Origin of the sequence: Lysobacter sp. S4-A87 (assembly GCF_022637455.1) — a bacterium.
Lineage (GTDB): Bacteria > Pseudomonadota > Gammaproteobacteria > Xanthomonadales > Xanthomonadaceae > Lysobacter_J.
In genome coordinates, this window is record NZ_CP093341.1 from 3,686,354 (window position 1) to 3,708,202 (window position 21,849).

The window sequence follows — 21,849 nt, forward strand, 5'->3', positions numbered from 1 at the left end:
TGGTCCGCGGCGCGCAGTTCGCGCCTGGACCGGTCGATGGATGAGCAAGGTCGTTGATGCGTAGTTGCTTTCTTGTTGCATGCATTGCGGTAGCGCCGCGGAGCCGGCGCTGTTGCGCAAGTCGGACTTTCAGGACGAACGATCGGCGACAGAGGGGCTTGCATGGTTCAATCGGGGCGAAGCGACCCGCAACGCAATCACGCACCCCTCTGGCGTGCCGCGGCGTGGTGCGTGCGCTCGCTTCTGATGACCCTGTTGTTGTGCGCGGCGAGTCTTCCCGCGTTCGCCGTCGACCTTCAGGTGTCCGACCTGTCCGACACCGGATCTGACCCCACTCCCGCCGGCGGCGTGGTGACGTACAGCATCACCGTCGAGAACTCCGACGCGGATGTCGCTGACGGCGCTTACGTGCTGCTCGACCTGCCACCCGGTACCACGGCGGTGAGCCTGCCGCCTTTCTGCTCTGCCAATGCGGTGGTGCCTACCCGCATCGAGTGCAACCTGGGCAGCCTGGAAGGTGTCTTGGCCGGCGGACAGCCGGTGACCTTCCAGATCCAGGTGGACACGGGCGCGCTGCCGCCCGGACTCATCACCATCGATGCGGCCGTCGGGCAGTCGCCCCTTCCCGATCCCTCCATTCCCTTGTCGGACCTGCCGGACACGGACCCGTTCTTCGCAGGTGACGAAAACGCGGCCGACAACCGTGCCTCGCAAAGCACGACGCTGATCGACTCGGCCGATCTGTCGCTGGAAAAAACGGCCTCGCCCAATCCGGCGGTGGCCGGCGGCATCGTCACCTTCACCATTGCAGTGACCAACAACGGACCCAGTGACGCCACCAACTTCAGCGTCAACGACTCGCTGCCTGCCGGCCTCAACTACATCGACGGCAGCGCGAGCGGCACTGGCTGGACCTTTGTCGGCCCCAACGGCACGTTCGCCGGTACGCTGCCGGCCGGGCAGACCGCCACCTACACGTTCCAGGCGCAGGTCACCGCGACCAGTGGCAGCGTGGTCAACAGCGCCGATGTCACCGCGACCGGGACGCCGGATCCGAACCCGTCCAACAACGTCGATGACGTCTCGGTGGGCATCGGCGAAGGCGCCGACATGCGCATCAACAAGAGCGTCAGCCCGGCGCCTGCAACGGCCGGCGAGACCGTGACGTTCACGATCCTGGTCACCAACGACGGCCCCGGCGCTGCCGAGAATGTCAGCTTCACCGATCCGATGCCGCCCGGGTTCAACATCACCGGCGGCAACGAGCCCGCAGGCTGGACCTGCACCACCGGGCCGCTGGGAGGTCAGCGCACGTGTACCCACAACGGTCCGTATCCGGCCGGGTCGAGCGACACCTTCACCATCACGGCAACCGTGCCGGCCAGCGGTCCCGGCAGCAGCGGCGACCAGACCAATACCGCCACGGTGACCGCCGACACCGCTGATCCGGCGCCGAACGACAACAGCAGCAGCGTCACGTTCACGGTGCTGACTCCGGGCGCCGACCTGGCGCTGACCAAGGACAAGCAACCGGCACTGGTCAATGTCTGGGACGGCACCGAGCCCGACCTCGACAGCCAGATGACGACGACCATCAACGTCACCAACCAGGGACCGGACACGGTGACCGGGCAGCTGGTGGTGGTCGACACGCTGGCGCCGGGCGAACAGTTCCTCGGCGGCGGCCCGACACCGCCGTGGACATGTACCGCGGCGCCGGCCATATATATAGGTCCGGGAAACCCGCAGGTCGTGACCTGCACGCTCGATGCTTCGGCGTTGCCCTTGGCATCTGGCCAGAGCGCACCGCCGCTTACCATCACCACGCGTGCCCGCGAGGAGGGCACGCTGACCAACAACGCCTGCACCGGCGGCTCGGGCGGTTCGCCGGAACCGATCACCGGTGGCGGCGCCAATGTCGATGGCAATCCGGGCAACGACTGTTCAGGCGATGGCAGCGGCAGCACCACCGAATCGGCCGACCTGAGCATCACCAAGCAGACCAATGGCCCCGGCACCGCCGACAACACCCTGCCGGTGACCTATACCAGCTTCACCTACACGATCACCGTCAGCAACGCCGGCCCGAACGGCACGCCGGGTGTGGTCATCAACGACCCGATCCCCGGTTTCATTCCCAATCGCAGCACCGCCACCGTGGTCGGGCCGCCGGCATGGACCTGCAGCATCGACGGTGGCGGCAGCCTGGTCTGCCGGTCAGGTGCGACGATCCTGGCGCCCGGCACGAGCGCGACCGCCACTGTCACCGTGAGCGGGCCGCTGGACGACAGCGCGGCACGCCCGGCGGGCATCTGCGGCGCGGTCGCGATGCCGGCCGGGGCGTGGTGCAACACCGCAGGCGTCGCCGTCGATCCGGCGATCCCAGGCGCGATCGGCGAAATCGACGACAGCAACAACACGGCTTCGGACTTCGTCCGCATTCCGCGCGTGGCCAACGTGCAGACCACCGCCAAGACGATCACCACCGGCACCACCGGCCAGGTCGGCGTGTCCAGCCAGTCGCGCATCGACTACCGCAACGAGGGGCCGTCGACGGTGCCGGGCGTGGTGTTCCGCGACGTGATCGGATTGCCGCCGAACGATTCGGGATTCGTGGTCGCCACGGCGACGCGCGACGGCGCCGGCGACACCGTCTGCACCGCGGTGGGCGGCGCGAACGTGACGACCGTGGCGAGCCCGGCCGGGCCGCGCTTCCACACCGAAGGCTCGGGTGCTGGCGAGGTGACGATCACGTGCACGCCGCTCGACATGGCCAGCGGCCAGGTCAACAGCATGACGGTCGTGATCGTCCCGATCTTCAACCTGACCGGCAATCCGGCACGCGCATTCCCGGACACCGGCACCTTCTTCTTCGACCGCAACGGCGACGGTGCGCCCGATCCGAGCGGCGGCACCGATGCCTCGGGTGACTTCGAGTTCAACACCGTTGCCACCAATGCCGACGATGTGAAGGCGGCGGCGCTGACGTTCGCGACCGGCGAGGTCGACCTGATCACCAACAAGGTCGATATCGGCTTCGCCGGCGGCGTCGACCCGATGGGCTACGACCCGACCGACCCGAGCCAGAACTTCGTCACGTACCGGATCACCGTTCTCAACAATGGCGGGCCCTCGATCGCGACCGGCGTAAGGATCACCGACGTGATCTCGCCGCAGGCCGGCGCGACGGTTCGTTACGACGGCGCTTCGGCGAGCGAGGGCGGCCCCTTCCTGCCGGGCGCCTGCAACATCACCGCCGGCAGCAATCCGGTCACCGGCCCGGCCACGCTGACGCTGACTTGCTTCATGCCCGGTGCCGGCTTCGACAACAACCAGCTTGGTGTGATCGGCGTCAACGCCGAGAGCGCGTTGTACGTGCGATTCGAGTACCTGACTGCGCCATCGGCGACCGGCGACACGCTGGTCGACCAGGCCAGTTCGGCGGCCAACGAAACCGACACGCAGCCGGGCAACAACAGCGAGAACGAGAACACCAGCATCCGCACCCGCGCCGACCTGGCGGTAAGCAAGACCACCGTGACCCAGACGCCTGCCGCCAGTCCGGCGGTGGCGCTGCCGCCGACGGTTGATCCGGTCACGGTGCGCGAGCCGTTCTTCTATGTCATCGAGGCGGTCAACAACGGTCCGGGCTCCAGCCTGACGCTCGACCGCAGCGGCACCAATCCGCTGAACGGCCCCGGCACGCGGGTCGTCGATACCTTGCCGGCCGGCGTGATTGTGACCGGGGCCATCACCTGGCAGAAGATCGGCCCCGATCCGCCGGGCCCCGACGAAGTGCCCAACGGCACCGGCACCTGCACGCTGTCGGGCAGCACCATCGATTGCTCGGTCGGTGACCTGACCTTCGTGCCGGGCAACGGCGGCCGCGTCCGCATCATCGTGCCGGCGCGCTGGGACAGCGTCCCGCCCGGCGGCACCAGCAGCAACACCGCCACCGTCTCGACCCAGCAGGTCGACAACATCAACGGCAACGACACCGTGACCGTGCCGCTGGGCGTGATCGCCTCGACCATCACCGGCACCGTGTTCGAGGACCGCGACCGCACCGGCGGCAACGGCGGCGTGCCGCAGGATGCGGGCACCGAGCCGCGCATTCCCGGTGTCGCCCTGGCGCTGGCCGGTACCGACGTCTACGGCAACGCGATCAGCCTGACCACGACCACCGATGCCAGCGGCAACTTCACCTTCGGCGAGCTGTCGCCGTCGACCAGCGGATACACCATCACCGAGACGCAGCCGGTCGGGTTCGTCAACGGACCCGTCGATCCGCCACCGCCGTCGCTCGGTGGCACCTATGCGCGCGGCACCCCTGACTCGAGCTACGCGACCATCCCGGTCGGCCGCCAGGATGCTGGCATCAACTACAACTTCCCCGAGCTGATCAACGCCAGCCTGTCGGGCTTCGTCTATTCAGACGTCGACTTCAGCAACACACGCACGCCAGGCACCGACCTGCCCATCGTCGGCGCGACTGTCGAACTGCTCGACGCGGCCAGCAGCTCCTTGCTGCAAACCGCCACCACCGACGGCAACGGCGCATACAGCTTCGTCAACCTCGACCCGCTGGTGATCTATACGCTGCGCGAACCGCTGCCGGCCGGCGATTTCAACAACGCGCCGCTGGCGGTGAACCCCGGCCTGGTCAGTGGCGCGCCATGCGCCACCGGTTGCGTGCGCGGCACCGCGGTGGGCGGCGATCCGCTCACCACCGACCGCATTTCCACCATCGACCTGGCGGTCGGCAACGGGCAGGGCACCGAGTTCAACTTCGGCGAGAACCCGCAGGACACCGCGATCAGCGGTCGCGTCTGGCTCGATCTCGACAACGACGGCGTGATCGACACCGGCGAGGCCGGGATCGCCAACATCGGCATCCGCCTTAGCGGCATCAACGAGAACGGTCTGCCGGTCCTGCGCGACACCACCACCGACGTCGACGGCAACTATTCCTTCACCGCGATCGTGCCCGGTACGTACACGGTCACCGAGCTGACCCAGCCTCCGGGCACCTTCAACGGCATCACCGTCGTCGGCAGCCTCGGCGGGACCGCCACGGACCTGGCGACGACGCCATCAGCGATCAGCGCGATCACCACCACCGCGGGCGTCGCCGGCACCGGCTACAACTTCGGCGAGATCCAGCCGGCCTCCATTACCGGACGGGTGTTCTATGACTTCAACAATGACGGTGTCTTCGACAGCGGCGAAGCCGGCATTGCAACCGTTGCCATCAACCTCACCGGCACCGCCGACTCCGGTGCCGCCGTCAACGTCAGTGCCAACAGCGATGCCAACGGCGTGTTCACCTTCCCGGACCTGCGCCCGGGCACCTACACGCTGACCGAACCGACGCAGCCGCCAGGCACCAACAACGGCATCACCACCGCAGGCACCATCAATGGCGCGGCCAGCGGCACGGCGACGCCGGTGGCCACGGTGCCCTCGGCGATCAGCAACATTGCCTTGCCAGCTGGCGGCGCATCGATCGAGAACCGGTTCGGCGAGATCGCCGACGGTTCGATTTCCGGCCGCGTCTGGCTCGACAACAACAACGATGGCGTGATCAACCTCATCGAGAACGGCCTGCCCAACGAGCAGATCCAGCTCGCCGGCATCGTCAGCGGCGGTGGTGCGATCACGCGCAGCGTGATCACCCTGGCCGACGGAACCTGGTCGTTCACCAGCCTGCCGCCGGGCACCTACATCGTCACCCAGCCCAACCAGCCGCCCGACACGCTCAGCGGCATCACGGTCGCCGGCACCGGCGGCGGCACCGCGACCGGCGCGGCGACGACGCCGTCGACGGTGGTCGGCATCAGCCTGGCAATCAGCCAGGCAGTCGATGGTTACAACTTCGGCGAGATTCCGCCGGCATCGATCATCGGGCGGGTCTACATCGACGGCAACCGCAACGGCGTGCCCGACACCATCGAAGTCGGCATCGCCAACGTCGCGGTGGTGCTGTCGGGCATCGACGACCTGGGGCAGGGCGTCTCCGTTCCGGGCACCACTGGGCCGCTGGGCGCGTTCCGGTTCGAGAACCTGCGTCCGGGCCAGTACCTCGTCACTGAACCGGACCAGCCCCCGGCCACCAGCGACGGCATCACCGAGGCGGGCAACATCGATGGCACCCGCGCCGGCAGCGCGACCCAGGTCGGCGAACTGCCTTCGCGCATCCGCGACATCATCCTCGGCCCGGGCCGGATTGCGCTGGACAACCTCTTCGGCGAGTTCCCGACCGGTGCGCTCTCCGGACGTGTCTGGCTGGATACCAACAATGACGGCGTGATCGACACCAGCGAAACGGGCATCGCCAGCGTGACCATCCAGCTGACCGGCCAGTCGCTGACAGGTACGCCGGTGAGCCTGACGCAGACCACGGATGCGGACGGCCGCTATCGGTTCGAGGGACTGCCCGCGGGCACCTACGTACTGACCGAGCCCGACCAGCCGCCGGGCACCGTCAACGGCATCACCGTGCCCGGAAGCTCCACCGGAACCGCGACGGCGCCCAACACCGTGCCTTCGCAGATCAGCGGCATTCTGCTGACGCTGAACCAGGAGGCCATCAATTACAACTTCGGCGAGGCACCGGGCGCGTCGATCGCCGGCAAGGTCTACATCGACGAGAACCTCAACGGTGCCTTCGACGCAGGCGAAGCGGGCATCCCGAACGTGATCGTCACGTTGACCGGCAATGACGACCTCGGCCAGACCGTGAACGCGCCATTGCCGGCGCTGGCGATGGCGCTGGTCGTGAACGGCTCTACCGCGACCGACGCCAACGGCGACTACATCTTCGACACGTTGCGTCCGGGCACCTACACGGTGACCGAACCCGACCAGCCGCCGCTGACCACCGACGGCGTGACCACGCCGGGCACGGTCAACGGCGTCTCCGACGGCACGGCGACGCCGCGCGGCACGCTGCCCTCGGCCATCAGTGCGATCACCCTCACGCCGGGTGCGGCCGCGATCGGCGCCAACTTCGGCGAGATCGCCGACTCGCCCGACCTCAAGGTCAGCAAGACCGCCGAGCCGGCGCAGTTCACCGTCAACAACATCGGCCGCTACAGCATCCGCGTGCGCAACACCGGACCGAAACCGACGGTCGGCAACTACGTGGTCGAAGACCGCCTGCCGCCGGGCCTGACACTGGCGGCAACGCCGACTGGCAACGGCTGGGCCTGCACCGGCGCGATCGGCGAATCGCAGCTGAGCTGCACCAGCAGCACGGTGATCGTGCGCGACCAGACCAACCCCGATGCCATCGTGGTCCAGGCCCGGGTGGCCGAATCGGCGGTCGCCAGTTCGCCGGTGAACAACGCCGTGCTGGTCGAAGGCGGTGGCGAAGACCAGGCGCATGTTCCGTCGCCCGCCGAGCGCGCGGCCTTCAGTGGCGATGTCACCGCGCTGCCGGTCTGCGATCCGGCGATCACCCAGAACGCCTGCCGCATCGCCACGCCCATCCAGCTTGCATCGGCCATTTCGGGCACGGTGTGGTTCGACGCCGGCGATGACGACACGCACCTCGACGGCGGCGACCGTCGCCTCGATGGCTGGCGCGTGGAACTGGTCGACCCGGCCAGCAATGCCGTCATCGCAGACGCCGTCACCGCGGCCGACGGCACCTATCGCATCCGCGACCTGATCCCGGGCGTTCGCCAGTACGTGCGCTTCCGTCATCCGACTTCCGGCGTGCTGTGGGGCTTCCCGGTCACTGGCGAGACCGCCGGTGGGCCACCGGCGCCGTGCAATCCCGATGGTGCGATCGCAGGCGGCACCGCCAGCACTTGTCGCGTGACCGACCAGAGCATCAGCCAGCTCGAAGTGGTGCTGCAGTCCGGCGCCGAGCTGCCGCAGCAGAGCCTGCCGGTCGATCCGGGCGGCGTGGTCTACGACGTGGTCAGCCGTGATCCGGTGCCGGGCTCCGTCGTCACGCTGGCACCGTCGGGCGTGTGCGCCGGTTTCGAGCCGACGACCTCGATCCTCAACGGCGGCGCCGGTGGTTACAGCATCGACGGCACCGCGATCTCGATGACGGTCGACGCCAACGGCTTCTATCAGTTCCTGTTCGCGCCGTCGGCGCCGGCGCGCTGCGACTACACGCTGCGGGTGACGCCGCCGGGCGGCTTCACCTTCCCGTCGGCGGTGATCCCGTCGCAGCCCAATGCCCTGAACCCGCCGGGCGCGGTCGGCACCAACTTTGAAGTGCAACCGCAGGCCACGGCGCCGAGCGCACCGATCGGCCCGGGCACGGCGTACTACCTGTCGCTGGTGGCCGGTTCGGCGACGGCCAGCATCGTCCACAACCACATTCCGCTCGATCCGGCGTCCGCGCCGGGCCTGGTGATCAGCAAGACCGGCGACCGCCAGATCGTCGAGCTCGGCGACACGCTGATGTACACCATCACGATCCGGCAAACCGCCGGCGCGCCGATGGACACGGTCAACGTCATCGACAACCTGCCGCCGGGCTTCACCTACATCGACGGCACCGCGCGCGCAGACGGCAGTGCCATTCCCGATCCGGCAGGCAAGCCGGGCCCGCGCCTGGTGTTCACCACCGGGCCGATCTCGGTGGGCGAGCAGATCATCCTGACCTACCGCGTCGGCGTCGGTTCGATGCAGGGCGACGGCATCAACCGCGCGCAGGCGTACGGCTGTTCGATCACCGGTGGCTGCGTCGACCCGAACACGCTGCAGCCGCTGCCGGGCGTGGTGCCGTCCAACCAGGCGCAGTACCGCGTGCGCATCACCGGCGGCGTGTTCACCGACGAAGGCTGCGTGCTCGGCAAGATCTACGTCGACACCAACAACAACCAGATGCAGGACCACGAAGAGCTGGGCATCCCCGGCGTGCGCATGTACTTCGAGGACGGCACCTGGATGGTCAGCGACTCGGAGGGCAAGTACAGCTACTGCGGCCTGCCGCCCAAGAGCCACACGCTGAAGGTCGACGCGAGCACGCTGCCGGTCGGCTCGCGTCTGGTCGCCAGCAGCAACCGCAACCTCGGCGATGCCGACAGCCTGTTCATCGACCTCAAGAACGGCGAGCTGCATCGCGCCGACTTCATCGAAGGCAGCGGCTCCAACGAAGTGCTCGAGCAGGTCAAGGCGCGCCGCACGCAGGGCGAAGTGGCCGCGCCGGAAAGCGAAGTCGGCCAGGCCCCGCTGAGCTTCGAAAGCCAGCCGCTGCGCGCGCCGACACAGGCGACCAGTTCGGCCAATCAGCCGCCCTCGATCGTCGCGCCGCGCGGGGCGAGGGCGACGACGGAAGCCGGCAGCGTGCAGGGCGCGGCGACGCCTGCGGCGGTGACGCCAGGTGCAACGGCGCCAGATGCAACGGCGCCGGCCACTTCGCCGGTGCGCTCGACCCTACCCGGCGCGGCACCGCCGTCGGTTGACCAGATGCTGCCGATGCCGCAGCCGGCGTCCGGTGCGGAATCGCAACCACGGCCGGATTCGGACTCGGAATCAGATCCGGAATCGGCAGAACCCCAAGCGCTGTCGGCGGCCCGTGAGCTGACCCCGGTCGAGGCCGCCGCAACCAGCGAAGTGCCGCGGTTCGTGCCGGCGCTTGGCGATCCGGCACCGGAGTATCCGCAATCGCCGGAGACCACAGATTCGGCGCCGCAGGCCGTGCCGGTGCAGTCGGGCCAGGTCGACTACAGCGTCAACTCGTCCGTCGCCATCGTTGCAGTCGATGTCGACCGCGATGGCGTCCCGGCCGACGGCCAGTCGCCAGTGCACGTGGTGGTGCAACTGCTCGGCGAGGACGGCAAGCCGCTGGCCGGCCAGGCCTTCGCCACCATCGAGTACAGCGGCGGCCGGGTGAAGCTGCCCGGCGCGCGCACCGACGAACTCGGCCCGGGCCAACTGGATTCGGACCGCTTCACGCCGGGCATCCAGCTGCCGGTCGACAACGGCCGCGCCGAGTTCGACCTGCTCGCGCCCGACGTGCCGCAGGACGTGATCCTGCGCATCACCTCCGGTGGCCAGACGGCCGAGAACACGCTGTCGTTCCTGCCGGAGATGCGCGAGATGATCGCCACCGGCCTGATCGAGGGCGTGATCAACTTCCGCGGTACCAGCAACGCCAACCCGATCGATCCGGTGCGGCGCGACGACGGCTTCGACCGCGACATCCGCCGCTGGGAGAAGGAGTTCAACGACGGCAAGGCCAACGCCGCCGCGCGCACCGCGTTCTTCGTCAAGGGCCGGATCAAGGGCGAGTACCTGCTGACTGCTGCCTACGACTCCGACAAGGACGTGCGTGGCCGCCTGCTGCGCGACATCCAGCCCGAGGAGTTCTATCCGGTCTACGGCGACTCGTCGCTGCGCGGATTCGACGCGCAGTCGGCCGAGCGCCTGTACGTGCGCATCGACAAGAACCGCAGCTACCTGATGTACGGCGACTTCCAGAGCGGCGAGACGCTGGCGACGCAGACCGGGGTCAACAGCCGCGGCCAGATCCGCATGCGCAGTCTGGGTACCTACAACCGCACCGCCACGGGCCTGGGCTGGCACTTCGAGAGCAAGAAGGTCAGCGGCAATGTGTTCGCGTTCGAGGACTCGCTGCGCCAGGTGATCGACGAGTTCCCGAGCCAGGGCAGTGGCCCGTACGGGTTGAGCAACAACGCCGTGCTCGAAGGCAGCGAGCGCGTCGAAGTGATCGTGCGCGACCGCAACCAGCCCTCGCGGATCATCTCGGTGCGGTCGCTGGCGCGCCTGGTGGACTACAGCTTCGAGCCGTTCTCCGGGCGGATCCTGCTCAACACCTTCCTGCCGGGCTTCGACACCGAGCTCAACCCGGTCTCGCTGCGGGTGACCTACGAACTCGACCAGGGCACCGAGAAGTTCTGGGTCTACGGCACCGATGTGCAGTGGCGCATCACCAGCAAGTTCGAGATCGGCGGGTCCTACGTCCAGGACGAGAACCCGTTCGCCGAGTTCAAGATGGCCAGCGCCAACCTGGGCTACCGCTTCGGAAAGAACACCTGGATGGTGCTGGAGGCCGCGCGCACGCAGAGCGAGGTCAACACCAACCCGATCAACCAGTACGCGACGCCGGCGCTCAGCGGTCTCAGCGGCGAGGTCGAGGGCGACGCCTATCGCTTCGAGTTCGGCCACGACGGCAAGAATTTCGACGTGAGCCTGTTCGGTGCCCGCACGGACCCGGAGTTCAACAACGCCGCCTCGCCGCTGTACGGCGGTCGTGGCGAGTACAGCCTGGAGATGGAGTACGCGATCGGCGAGCGCTTTGAGCTGTATGTCGAAGCCCTGCGCAGCGAGGACCGCAACCCTGACGGCGGTGAGCGCGACGCCGCCGGTGCCGGCATCCGCATCGACGCGACCAAGCGCCTGACCCTGGACTTCGGCGTGCGCACGATCGACGAGACCATCGGCATCACCTCGCCGTGGTCGATCTCGCCACCGTTCGGCTCCACCGGCGGACTCAGCGGTGGCTTCGCCTCCGGCGCGGGTGGCGGCGCGCTGGGCTTCGGCCAGCAGCCACTGGATCCGGCGACGGGCCTGCCGGTGATCCGCAGCAATGGCACCGTGCCGACGTCCGACCTGCCGGTCGGCACCGAGCTGTCCTCCGATACCGTCCATGCCGGCGTCGGCTACGTCATCAACGACAAGTTCGTCGTCGGCGGCGAGTACGAGCAGGACTTCAACGGCGAGGACCGCAATCGCGTCGCCCTCGGCGTCGACTACCGGCTGCGCGAGCGCAACCGCCTGTACGGCCGCTACGAGCGCCAGACCGGCCTGACCAGCGCCTACGGCATCACCACCGCCGATCGCGAGAGCGACGCGCTGGTGTTCGGTGTCGACAGCACCTACATCAAGGACACGCAGGTGTTCAGCGAGTACCGCATGCGCGATGCGATCAGCGGTCGCGACATCCAGATGGCCTCGGGCATCCGCAACTCCTGGGACATCAAGGAGGGCCTGCGCCTGAGCAGCGCGGCCGAACACGTGCGCATCTACGACGGCGACACCGGCGATGCCACCGCCCTGGCGTTCGGCCTGGATTACAGCGCCAACCCGCTGTGGCGCGGCGCGGCGCGGATCGAGTACCGCATCTCCGGCGATGTCGACTCCACGCCGGACACCGACGAGCAGTTCGACACAACGCTGCTGCAGCTGCTGTACGCGCGCAAGATCAACCGCGACTGGACGTTGCTGGCACGCAACTACCTGCTGGCCACCAACTACGAATCGCGCGGCGACGTCATGCAGGACCGCTTCCAGCTCGGCGTCGCCTACCGCGACACCGACCGCAACCGCGTCAATGCGCTGGCGCGCTACGAATACAAGCTCGAGGAAGACGACAGCGGCATCGTCAATGGCTTCCTGACCGGCGGCGACATCGGTCAGGACGTGCGCACGCGCGCCCATATCTTCTCGACCCATGCCGACTGGCATCCGTTGCGGCCGTGGTGGCTGACCGGCCGTGTCGCTGCCAAGTGGCAGGAAGACCGCTTCTCCTACAACGACGGCACCCGCGTCGACAGCCGCTTCCGTGGCGTGCTGGTGTCCGGCCGGGTGGTCTACGACATCACCGAGAACTGGGACATTGGCGTGCTGGCCTCGAGCTTCTTCGGCGACAACGACGCCAACCAGTACGCCTATGGTGTCGAGGTCGGGCGGTTGCTCAAGCAGAACCTGTGGCTGTCGGCCGGCTACAACTTCGTCGGATTCGTCGGCGACCCGGACCTGACCGGCTACGAGTACACGGATGAAGGCGCGTTCATCCGCCTGCGCATCAAGTTCGACGAAGACCTGTTCCTGAGAGAAGACGACCGCTACCGCAAGCCGGAGCAGTGAGGACGGACATGACCATTCCATCGACGCCCCTGTTGATCGGCTTGCTGCTGGCAATCGTTCAGGCACCCGTGCTTGCGCAGAGCAGCGATGCCCAGGCCGGCGACCCGCAGCTCACGCCGTCGAAGGCGCGGATCACCGACGAATCGATCTACCGCGACGAGTCGACCTACCAGGCAACGCAGGACCGCATCCAGGCGCTCAACGACGGTGGGCGGCCGGTACGCGACTACCATCTGTCGAAGGCGCAGTGCTGGCTCGATGTCTCGTTCCACGAGTACAGCCGCAACGACCGCAGCGACTTCCCGCAGGGCGCGCTGGACGAATCGACCAAGCTGATCACCGCGATGGAGCAGGGCGTGACGCCGCTGCCGAACGAAACGCCGGCAGTGAACAACGCCGCCCGCCTGCGCGAGGACCTGTGGAAACGCCTTGGCGCCATCTACGGCACGCCCGGCTATGAATGCGCGCAGCAGGAGATGGCCTGCGGCGAGGTCGAACTGGTGCACGCCGGCAACGAGTTCAACCAGCAGGGCTGGCGCCATGCCAAACCCTACGTGCAGATGGCCGAGGATCATGTCAACGACGCCGAGGCCCTGGCGCGAAACTGCACGCCGGTGCCGCAGAACATGGAGCTGACGGCGAACCTGGTGTTCGACTTCGACCGCGACACGATCAAGCAGGTACGGCCCGACTCGATGCGCGCGGTCACCGAAGCGCTGGCGCGGGTGAAGGACGAGAACCTGCGCGTCACCTCGGTGCGCCTGATCGGCCACGCCGATCGCATCCAGGGGCCGAACCGCCAGTACAACGAGGATCTGTCCAAGCGCCGGGCGATGGCCGTGCGCGACTACCTGGTCGCGCAGGGCATTGCCGCGGACGTGATCAGCTACGAATGGCGCGGCGACCGCGAGCCGGTGCAGGCCTGCGAAGGCGTGCCGGCGAAGCAGTTGCACGAATGCCTGCTGCCCAACCGCCGTGTCGAAGTGAAGTTCGACGTACAGCGCTGACATATCTCACGTAGCCCGGGTAAGCGAAGCGCACCCGGGGTCGAGGCGCGCAGGACCCCGGGTGCGCTTCGCTTACCCGGGCTACGGTGCTTCGACGGCGATGGTGTTTACCCGGCCTGGTCGGCGGTCGGTGGCGGCACGCCTTCCCAGTGCGCGCGGCCGACCATCTTCGGTTGCTCGGGGTCGGCTTCGTAGTTGGGCGACATGATCTGCACGCCGGCCTCGTTGAACGCGTCCTGGATGTTGGCGTGCAGTTCGGTCAGCACGAACGGGCGCAGGAACGGCTCGAGGATGCGCGCACGCAGCTTGTACTCGACGTAGAAGTCCGACAGCGCGGTCTGCAGCACATACGGCGCCGGTGACGCCTGGATCTTCGCGGTCTTGGCGGCCGCGTCCAGCAGCAGGCGGTGCACCTGTCGCCATGGCGAGTCGTAACCAATGGTCACGCCGGTTTCGAGCCAGAGGCCGGGGCCATCGGGATTGCGCGAGTAGTTGTGCAGCTGGCCACCGAGGACGACGTTGTTGGGGATGCTGATCTCCACGCCCATCAGGTTGCGCAGGCGGGTAGTGAACAGGCCGATCTGCAACACCTGGCCGTCGACCTCGCCGATCCGCACCAGGTCGCCCACCGCCATCGTGCGGGCATACAGCAGCGTGAATCCGCCGGCCGCCTGGCCGACGATGCTGGATGCGCCCAGCGAGATCATCAGGCCCACCAGCACGCTCAGGCCCTTGAACGCGTCGGTCTGCGCGCCGGGCAGGTACGGGTAGGCCATCGCCACGGCGAACAGCCAGATCACCGCCACCAGCAGTTTGCGGGTGGGTTCGGCGAGCTGGTCGTCGATGCCGAACAGCTGGAACCGGCCACTCTGCACGGCGCGGAAGGTCAGGCTCAGGGTCCGGGTCAGGAAGCGGGCGAGGAACAGGATGACGAATGCCGCCACCAGGCCAGGCACTGCGCCGGCAATCGCCTGGCCCCAGCCCGACAGCAGGTCGACGATCCAGCCGGTCATGCGTTGCGCCCACGGCTGGGTGAAGCCGAATTGACCGAGGACGAATCTCAGCCATTCCTCCAGCACGAGCAGGGCGATCAGCCACAGCACCACGCGTTTGAACCAGTTGACGATGGTGCGCATGCTGGTCACGACGTGGCGCGTGGACTCCTGGCGCAGCGTCTGCACGCGTACTTCGATCCAGCGCTGGAATCGCGATTCGATCTGCCGGCGCAGCCACAGCAGCGCGAGCATCGCCAGCGCGGCGACCAACGTCGCCAGCAATGACATGAGCACGCCATTGAGCAGTTGCCGCGGCGCGTGGTCGCGCTCGGCCGCCTGCACGGCTTCGGTCAGGTTGCGCGCGATCTGCGCGCGGGCCTGGGCCATGGTCTGGTGGTTCAGGGCATCCAGGTCGGCGGGCGTGAACATCGCCACGAGTTGTCCGCCCAGCAGGACCAGCGACCCCTGCGGGATGTCCTGGAATGCCACCGTGGGCGTGCCCGGCCGCTCCACCACCTGCTCGATGTTGCCTTCGGCCGTGCGCGCGCGCAGCTCGGGCGGGCGGCCGAGCAGGGTGCTGCGCAGGGTCATGATGTCGCGGTTGAAGAACTTGACCGTCGCCTCGGTGGCAGGTGGCGGCGTGGCAGGCGCGGTGCCTTCGGTGGCGCCGGCCTGTTGTGCCGGGGGAGGGGCCGCGGTCGCGGCCAGCGACAGGCCTGCCAGCACGGCGGCAAGAATCAGCGCACGCAAGCGACGGCCGGCCCCCGGCCGCGCGCCAGCATCGTTTCCTGTGCTCATCCAAAGTCCAGGCATTGGGGTCCCCGGTGCGCATGGCCGCGGTCTCGTACCGCGGCGGCACGCCCTGTTTACCGCACAACGACGTCAAGGGCGCGTGGCGACGGCCAGGCGGGGCCCAGTCAACCAGCCCCACTGTGACCCCGGGCCGCCCAGGCATGACTTCCGGTGCTGGTCATCCGGGCCGATTTGCGCTCAGCTGCCAACGGGCAGGATCGGCACAGCCGGTCTGGGGCAAGTTGCTGCGTGGGGACGCAGCTGCTGTCGCCCGACCCATTACAGGCTCATCAGGGCCGATCACACCGTAGATCATTCAGGGGGAAGTTGATGCGTCGTTTTCTGGTTACCGCTATCACGCTGGCACTGGCCGGCAACTGCGTCACCGCCATGGCAGCTGCACCCGCAACCGTGTCCAATACCGCGGCCGCACAGGCCACCACCACGCAGCTGCCGCGCAACGTGCGCCCGACGCACTACGACGTCGCGATCGCGCCGCATGCGCAGACCCTGACGTTCGATGGCCAGGTGACGATCACGCTGGACGTGCTGGAACCGACCGCGACCATCACCCTGCAGGCCGTCGACATGACCTTTGCTTCGGCGAAGCTGTCGCCCGCCACCGGCAAGGGCAAGGCCGTCGCGGCAAAGGTCGGCGTCGACGCCGACGCGCAGACCGCCACCTTCACCTTCGACAAGCCGCTGGCCGTGGGCAGCTACCGCCTGGCAATGGAGTACACCGGCAAGATCGGCACGCAGGCCAACGGCCTGTTCGCGATCGACTACGACACCAGGGCCGGCAAGAAGCGCGCACTGTTCACGCAGTTCGAGAATTCCGATGCGCGCCGCATGATCCCGTCCTGGGACGAGCCGTCGCACAAGGCCACCTTCACCCTCGAGGCGACCGTGCCGAGCGGCGAGATGGCGGTCAGCAACATGCCGGCGACGGCGACCACCGACCTGGGCAACGGCCTCACGCGTGTGCGCTTTGCGCAGTCGCCGAAGATGTCGACCTACCTGCTGTTCTTCAGCCAGGGCGAGTTCGACCGCGCCACCGCCAAGCTGGGCGAGACCGAAGTCGGCGTGATCACACAGAAGGGCGTGGTCGACCAGGCGCGTTTCGCGCTCGATTCCTCGGTGGACGTGCTGCGCGAGTACAACGACTACTTCGGCACCCCGTATCCGCTGCCCAAGCTCGACAACGTCGCTTCGCCCGGCGCCAGCCAGTTCTTCAGCGCCATGGAAAACTGGGGCGCGATCTTCACCTTCGAACACACCCTGCTGCTCGATCCGGCCTTCTCGACGCAGTCCGACAAGCAGCGCGTGTTCTCGGTCGCCGCGCACGAGATCGCCCACCAGTGGTTCGGTGACCTGGTGACGATGAGCTGGTGGGACGACCTGTGGCTCAACGAAGGCTTCGCCACCTGGATGGCCTCGCGCACCACGCAGAAGCTGCATCCGGAATGGAACACCCAGCTGTATGCCGTGTCCGGCCGCGAAGGTGCGATGAGCCGCGATGCCGTGGCCACCACGCACCCGGTGGTGCAGCACGTGGAAACCGTCGAGCAGGCCAGCCAGGCGTTCGACGCCATCACTTACCAGAAGGGCGGCGCGGTGATCCGCATGCTCGAAGGCTACGTCGGTGAAGAGGCGTGGCGCGAGGGCGTGCGCAACTACATGAAGGCACACGCCTACGGCAACACCGCGTCGGACGACCTGTGGAAGCAGGTGCAGGCCGCCGCCGGTAAACCCATTCTCGACATCGCCCACGACTTCACCCTGCAGCCGGGCATCCCGATGATCACCGTCGCCTCGGCGACGTGCAGCGATGGCAAGACCACGCTCAAGCTGACCCAGGGCGAGTTCACCAAGGACCGTCCCGACAAGCAGCCGCTGTCGTGGCGCGTGCCGGTGATCGCGCAGGCGGTCGGCGGCGAAGCGGTGCGCACGATCGTCGAAGGCGGCGCCGGTTCGCTGGATGTGCCCGGCTGCGGCCCGGTCGTCGTCAATGCCGGCCAGAGCGGTTACTACCGCACGTTGTATTCGCCTGAGCAGTTCGCCTCGATCCGTGGCGGGTTTGCCAAGCTGCCGCCGATCGACCAGCTCGGCCTGATGAGCGACACCTGGGCGCTGGGCCTGGCCGGCCTGCAGTCGCCGGCGAACTACCTCGACCTGGTCAAGGCGACGCCGGCCGGTTCCGACCCGCAGATCTGGGGTGACATCGCTGGCAAGCTCGACAGCCTCAACGACTATTACCAGGGCGACGGCGCTCGCCAGGCCCGGTTCCGCAAGTTCGCCATCGCGCAGCTGGCGCCGGTGTTCGCGCGCATCGGCTGGGACGAGAAGCAGGGCGAGGCCGATCCGGTCAAGATCCTGCGCACGCGCCTGATCGACACGCTCAGCTCGCTGGGCGATGACAAGGTGGTCGCCGAGGCACGTCGTCGTTACGCGGCGCAGGACACGGACCCCGCCGCCGTGCCGGCGGCGCTGCGCAAGACCATCCTGGCGGTGGTTGCACGCCACGCCGACGCGGCGACCTGGGACCAGCTGCACACTTCCGCGCAGGCGGAAAAGACGCCGCTGATGAAGGACGAGCTGTACCAGATGCTGTCCTCGAGCGAGGACAAGGCACTGGCGCAGCGTGCCCTCGACCTGGCGCTGACCGATGAGCCGGGTGCGACCAACAGCGCCGGGATGATCCGCGCGGTCGCGTCGCAGCATCCCGAGCTGGCGTTCGACTTCGCCATGGGCCACATGAGCGACGTCGACAAGCGCGTCGATTCGTCCTCGCGCAGCCGCTACTACCCGGGCCTGGCCAATGGTTCGCTGGATCCGGCGATGGTCGGCAAGATCCAGGCGTACGCGGAACAGCACCTCGCCGCCGGTTCGCGCCGCGACGCCAATACCGCGGTCGCCAACGTGATCTATCGGTTGAAGGTGCGCAACGAGCGGTTGCCGGCAGTGGATGCGTGGTTGAAGACGCACGGCGGCTGAACGGTTGAGCGGTTCAGCGTGAAGGAAGGGCCCCGCAGTGCGGGGCCTTTTTTTCTCGTATCGGCCGTGACGTAGCGTGTCATCTCTCGCGCGTGCTCAGTGGGGGAGGAGGTGGGGTGCATTCCGCGAACGGAATACACCCGCCCCCTTCCTTCCGGAAGCTTCAGTCGTTTCACCGACTTCGCGCGTTGGCGCTATGCGTAGCCCGGGTAAGCGCAGCGCACCCGGGGCGGGGGCGCCATGCTCCCGTTTCCCCGGCCCGGCGGACAACGCCACTCCGGAGAGGGGCGCACGCGTCAGGTCACCGTGGACCGCAGGATCGCCGACAATTCGCGCGCGAGATGCGCGTGATCGATCGGCTTGCGCAACACCGTCTTCAGCATGTTCGCCGGCAGTGCCTGCTCGCTGACTCGATCGGCAAGTCCGGTGTAAAGCAACACCGGCAGCTCCGGCGCCACCGCCTGCAGCGACTGCGCCAGCTGGATGCCTGTGATCGACGGCATCGAGTGGTCGGTGATCAGCAGTTGATAGTGCTCTGGTGCCTGCCGCACACGCTCCAGCGCCTGCGCCGGCGCGGCGACGAAGTCCGCCTCCAGGCCCCAGCTCGACAGCAGTTCGCACATGAACTCGCCGACGCTACGCTCGTCGTCGACCACGAGCACTCGGCCCTGCAGTCGCGGATTCGTCGATGGTGCACTCGCGGGTTGCTGCTGCACGGCCTCGCCGGCCTCTGCTTCGCAGATCGGCAGCAACACCCGGAAGCGGGTGCCGCGACCCGGTTCTGACTCGACGACCAGATGCCCGCCATGCTCGTGCACGATGCCGTGCACGGTCGCCAGGCCCATGCCGGCGCCCTTGCCCGGTGGCTTGGTCGAGAAGAACGGATCGAAGATGCGTTCCAGCACCGCCGGTTCGATGCCGGGGCCGGTGTCGCCGATGGCGATCTCGACGAACGTGCCGGACACCGGCTGCTGGCAGGCGCTGCATAGCCGGCCGTCCTCGCTGGTTTCATGCAGCCCGATGTCGAGGCGGCCCTGGCCCTGCATCGCATCGCAGGCATTCAGGCACAGGTTCAGCATGACCTGGCCGAACTGGACCGGGTCGAAGCAGATGGCGCCGGCGCGCCCAACCGTATCGACGACGACGTCCACTTCGCAGGGAATGCTCGGGCGCAGCACCGCCAGGTTCTGCTCGATGCACTGTGCTGGATCCAGCAGGCGTGGCTCGCCCTTCTGTCCACGGCTGAACATCAGCATCTGCTGGATCAGGTCGCGCGCGCGTTCGCACGACTGCAGCGCGTGACCCAGGTAGTTCTCAAGCCGCGCGTCGCCGCCGCCGGCGCTGCGTTCGCTGGCCATCGCCACGTAACCCATGATGCTGGCCAGCAGGTTGTTGAAGTCGTGGGCGATGCCGCCGGTCAGATGGCCCAGCGCTTCCATCTTCTTGGCTTGCAGCAGTTGCGCCTCCAGCCGGCAGCGGCGCTGCTCGGCCTCGATGCGCTCGGTGATGTCGCGCAGGTAGCCGATGAAGATGCGCCCGGACGGACTCTCGTCGACGCCGATGGCAAGCTCCGCCGGGAACTCGCTGCCGTCGGCGCGCAGCGCTGTCACCTCCAGGCGCCTTTGCAGGTACGGGCCGGGGCCGCCTGAAAGGAAGCGCTGCATGCCCTGGCGATGACGCTCGCGGTAGCGCTCCGGGATGATCAGCTCGGCCAGCGATTGGCCGAGTGCCTCGCGCTCGCGATAGCCGAAACAGGTCTCGGCGGCCGGATTGAACTTGATGATGGTGCCGTGCTCGTCCATGGCGATGATGCAGTCGAGCGCGGCGCTTACGGTCGCACGCAGGTGCTCGGCATTGCGCTGCGCGGCTTCCTCGGCGAGTTTGCGCTCGGTGATGTCGCGCGTGAAGGCGAGGATCCGCGGCTCGCCGCCGATGCTGGCGGACTTGAGGAACACTTCGTCCCAGTACAGGCTGCCGTCCTTGTTGCGGCGACGCCATTCGAAACGGGCCGATCCGTGCTCGCGTGCGTGCTGCAGGTGGATGGCCGCATCGGCACCGGTATAGGGCGCTTCGCCCGAGCCGAGGTGGTCGACGGCAATGTGCAGCAACTCATCGTGGCTGTAGCCGGAGGTCACGCAGGCCTTCGGGTTGACGTCGACGATTCGGTCGGTGGCCTGGTCGTAGACGATGATCGCGTCCTCGCTGGCCTCGAAGATCTGCCGGTAGCTGACCTGCGAGGCCAGCAAGGCGGCATCGGCGCGCTGGCGCTCGATCTCCGCGGAAGCGCGCACGGCGAAGATCTTCATCACCGACTCGATGAACTCGGCCTGCTCCAGCGGCCGCCGCGAGACGATCGAGATCAGTCCCAGCGGGCGCCCCTGGGTGTCGGTGAGCGGGTACCCCGCGTAGCCCTCGGCGCCGAGTTCGATGAAGTCGTCATCCAGCGGGAACAGGTTGCCAAGGCCGGCGGGATAGATGCGGAAGCCGTGGCCGACGACCGTGTCGCAGGCAGTATTGGCCAGGGCGTAGTCGAAGTTCTCGCGAGGCGCGCTGTCGGCAACGAAGGCGAGCACGCGCATCATCCCCGGGTCTTCCTCGCGCATCTCGGCGATGAAGGACACGTCGACGTCGAGGATCGCGCCCAGGTAGCGCGACAGCTCGACGAACAGGTCTCGGCCGCGCGCATTCGACACCGCCAGTGCCGAGCTGCTCAGCGCAGTTTCGATTTGCTTGCGCCGGGTGATGTCGGTGGCGATGCCGCAGACGGCGTAGGGCACGCCATCGCAATCGAGCAGCGGGAACTTCGCCGAGAGGTAGGTGCGCTGCTCGCCGGCGAACACGCCGCTTTCCTCGAACTCCATCGCCCGCGCCTCCAGCAGCACGCGCATGTCGTTGCGGCGCAGTCCGGCGGCCTGTTCGGCGGGGAAGATGTCGCGGTCGCGGCGTCCGATCAGCGCTGCCGCGCCGTGCCCGGTGAGGCGTTCGAACTCGCGGTTGACGAACAGGTAGCGGCCGCTGCGGTCCTTGGCGAATACCGCCGCGGACGTGTTGTCGAGCACCTGCTGCAGGCGCAGTTCGCTGTCGCGCAGTGCGCGCTCGCGATCGTCGGCGAGGGCGTTGCTGGACAGGTCGCCGGGATTCATGGCGTGGCTCCGCTGCAGGCGTGGATCGAGTATAGGAGCGCGCAACCCGGGCGCGGGCCGCTG

The 21,849-nt window shown here is 67.8% G+C and carries 5 protein-coding genes; 3 read left to right on the forward strand and 2 right to left on the reverse strand.

Annotated features, from left to right (window positions below; translation table 11 throughout):
• Positions 1-231: 231 nt before the first annotated feature.
• Positions 232-12,855 (forward strand): SdrD B-like domain-containing protein, encoded by a 12,624-nt coding sequence (locus MNR01_RS16700; RefSeq protein WP_241918836.1) that lies wholly within the window; start codon positions 232-234, stop codon positions 12,853-12,855.
• A gap of 8 nt (positions 12,856-12,863) precedes the next feature.
• Positions 12,864-13,862 carry an OmpA family protein gene (locus MNR01_RS16705; protein WP_241918837.1) on the forward strand — a complete coding sequence of 333 codons (999 nt, stop codon included), beginning with the start codon at positions 12,864-12,866 and terminating at the stop codon, positions 13,860-13,862.
• Positions 13,863-13,969: 107 nt separating this feature from the next.
• Here MNR01_RS16705 and MNR01_RS16710 read toward each other — a convergent pair whose 3' ends face one another.
• Entirely contained in the window at positions 13,970-15,655 is a 1,686-nt protein-coding gene (locus MNR01_RS16710; RefSeq protein ID WP_241918838.1) for a mechanosensitive ion channel family protein, read from the reverse strand.
• Between the two features lie 324 nt (positions 15,656-15,979).
• On the opposite strand from MNR01_RS16710, the gene MNR01_RS16715 reads away from it, so the two are divergent.
• Positions 15,980-18,643, forward strand: coding sequence for a M1 family metallopeptidase (locus MNR01_RS16715; protein ID WP_241918839.1), 2,664 nt, complete (start codon positions 15,980-15,982; stop codon positions 18,641-18,643).
• Between the two features lie 296 nt (positions 18,644-18,939).
• On the opposite strand, the gene MNR01_RS16720 is transcribed toward MNR01_RS16715, so the two are convergent.
• On the reverse strand, positions 18,940-21,786 hold the full coding sequence (locus MNR01_RS16720; protein WP_241918840.1) for a PAS domain S-box protein: 2,847 nt from the start codon (positions 21,784-21,786) through the stop codon (positions 18,940-18,942).
• Positions 21,787-21,849: the final 63 nt, after the last annotated feature.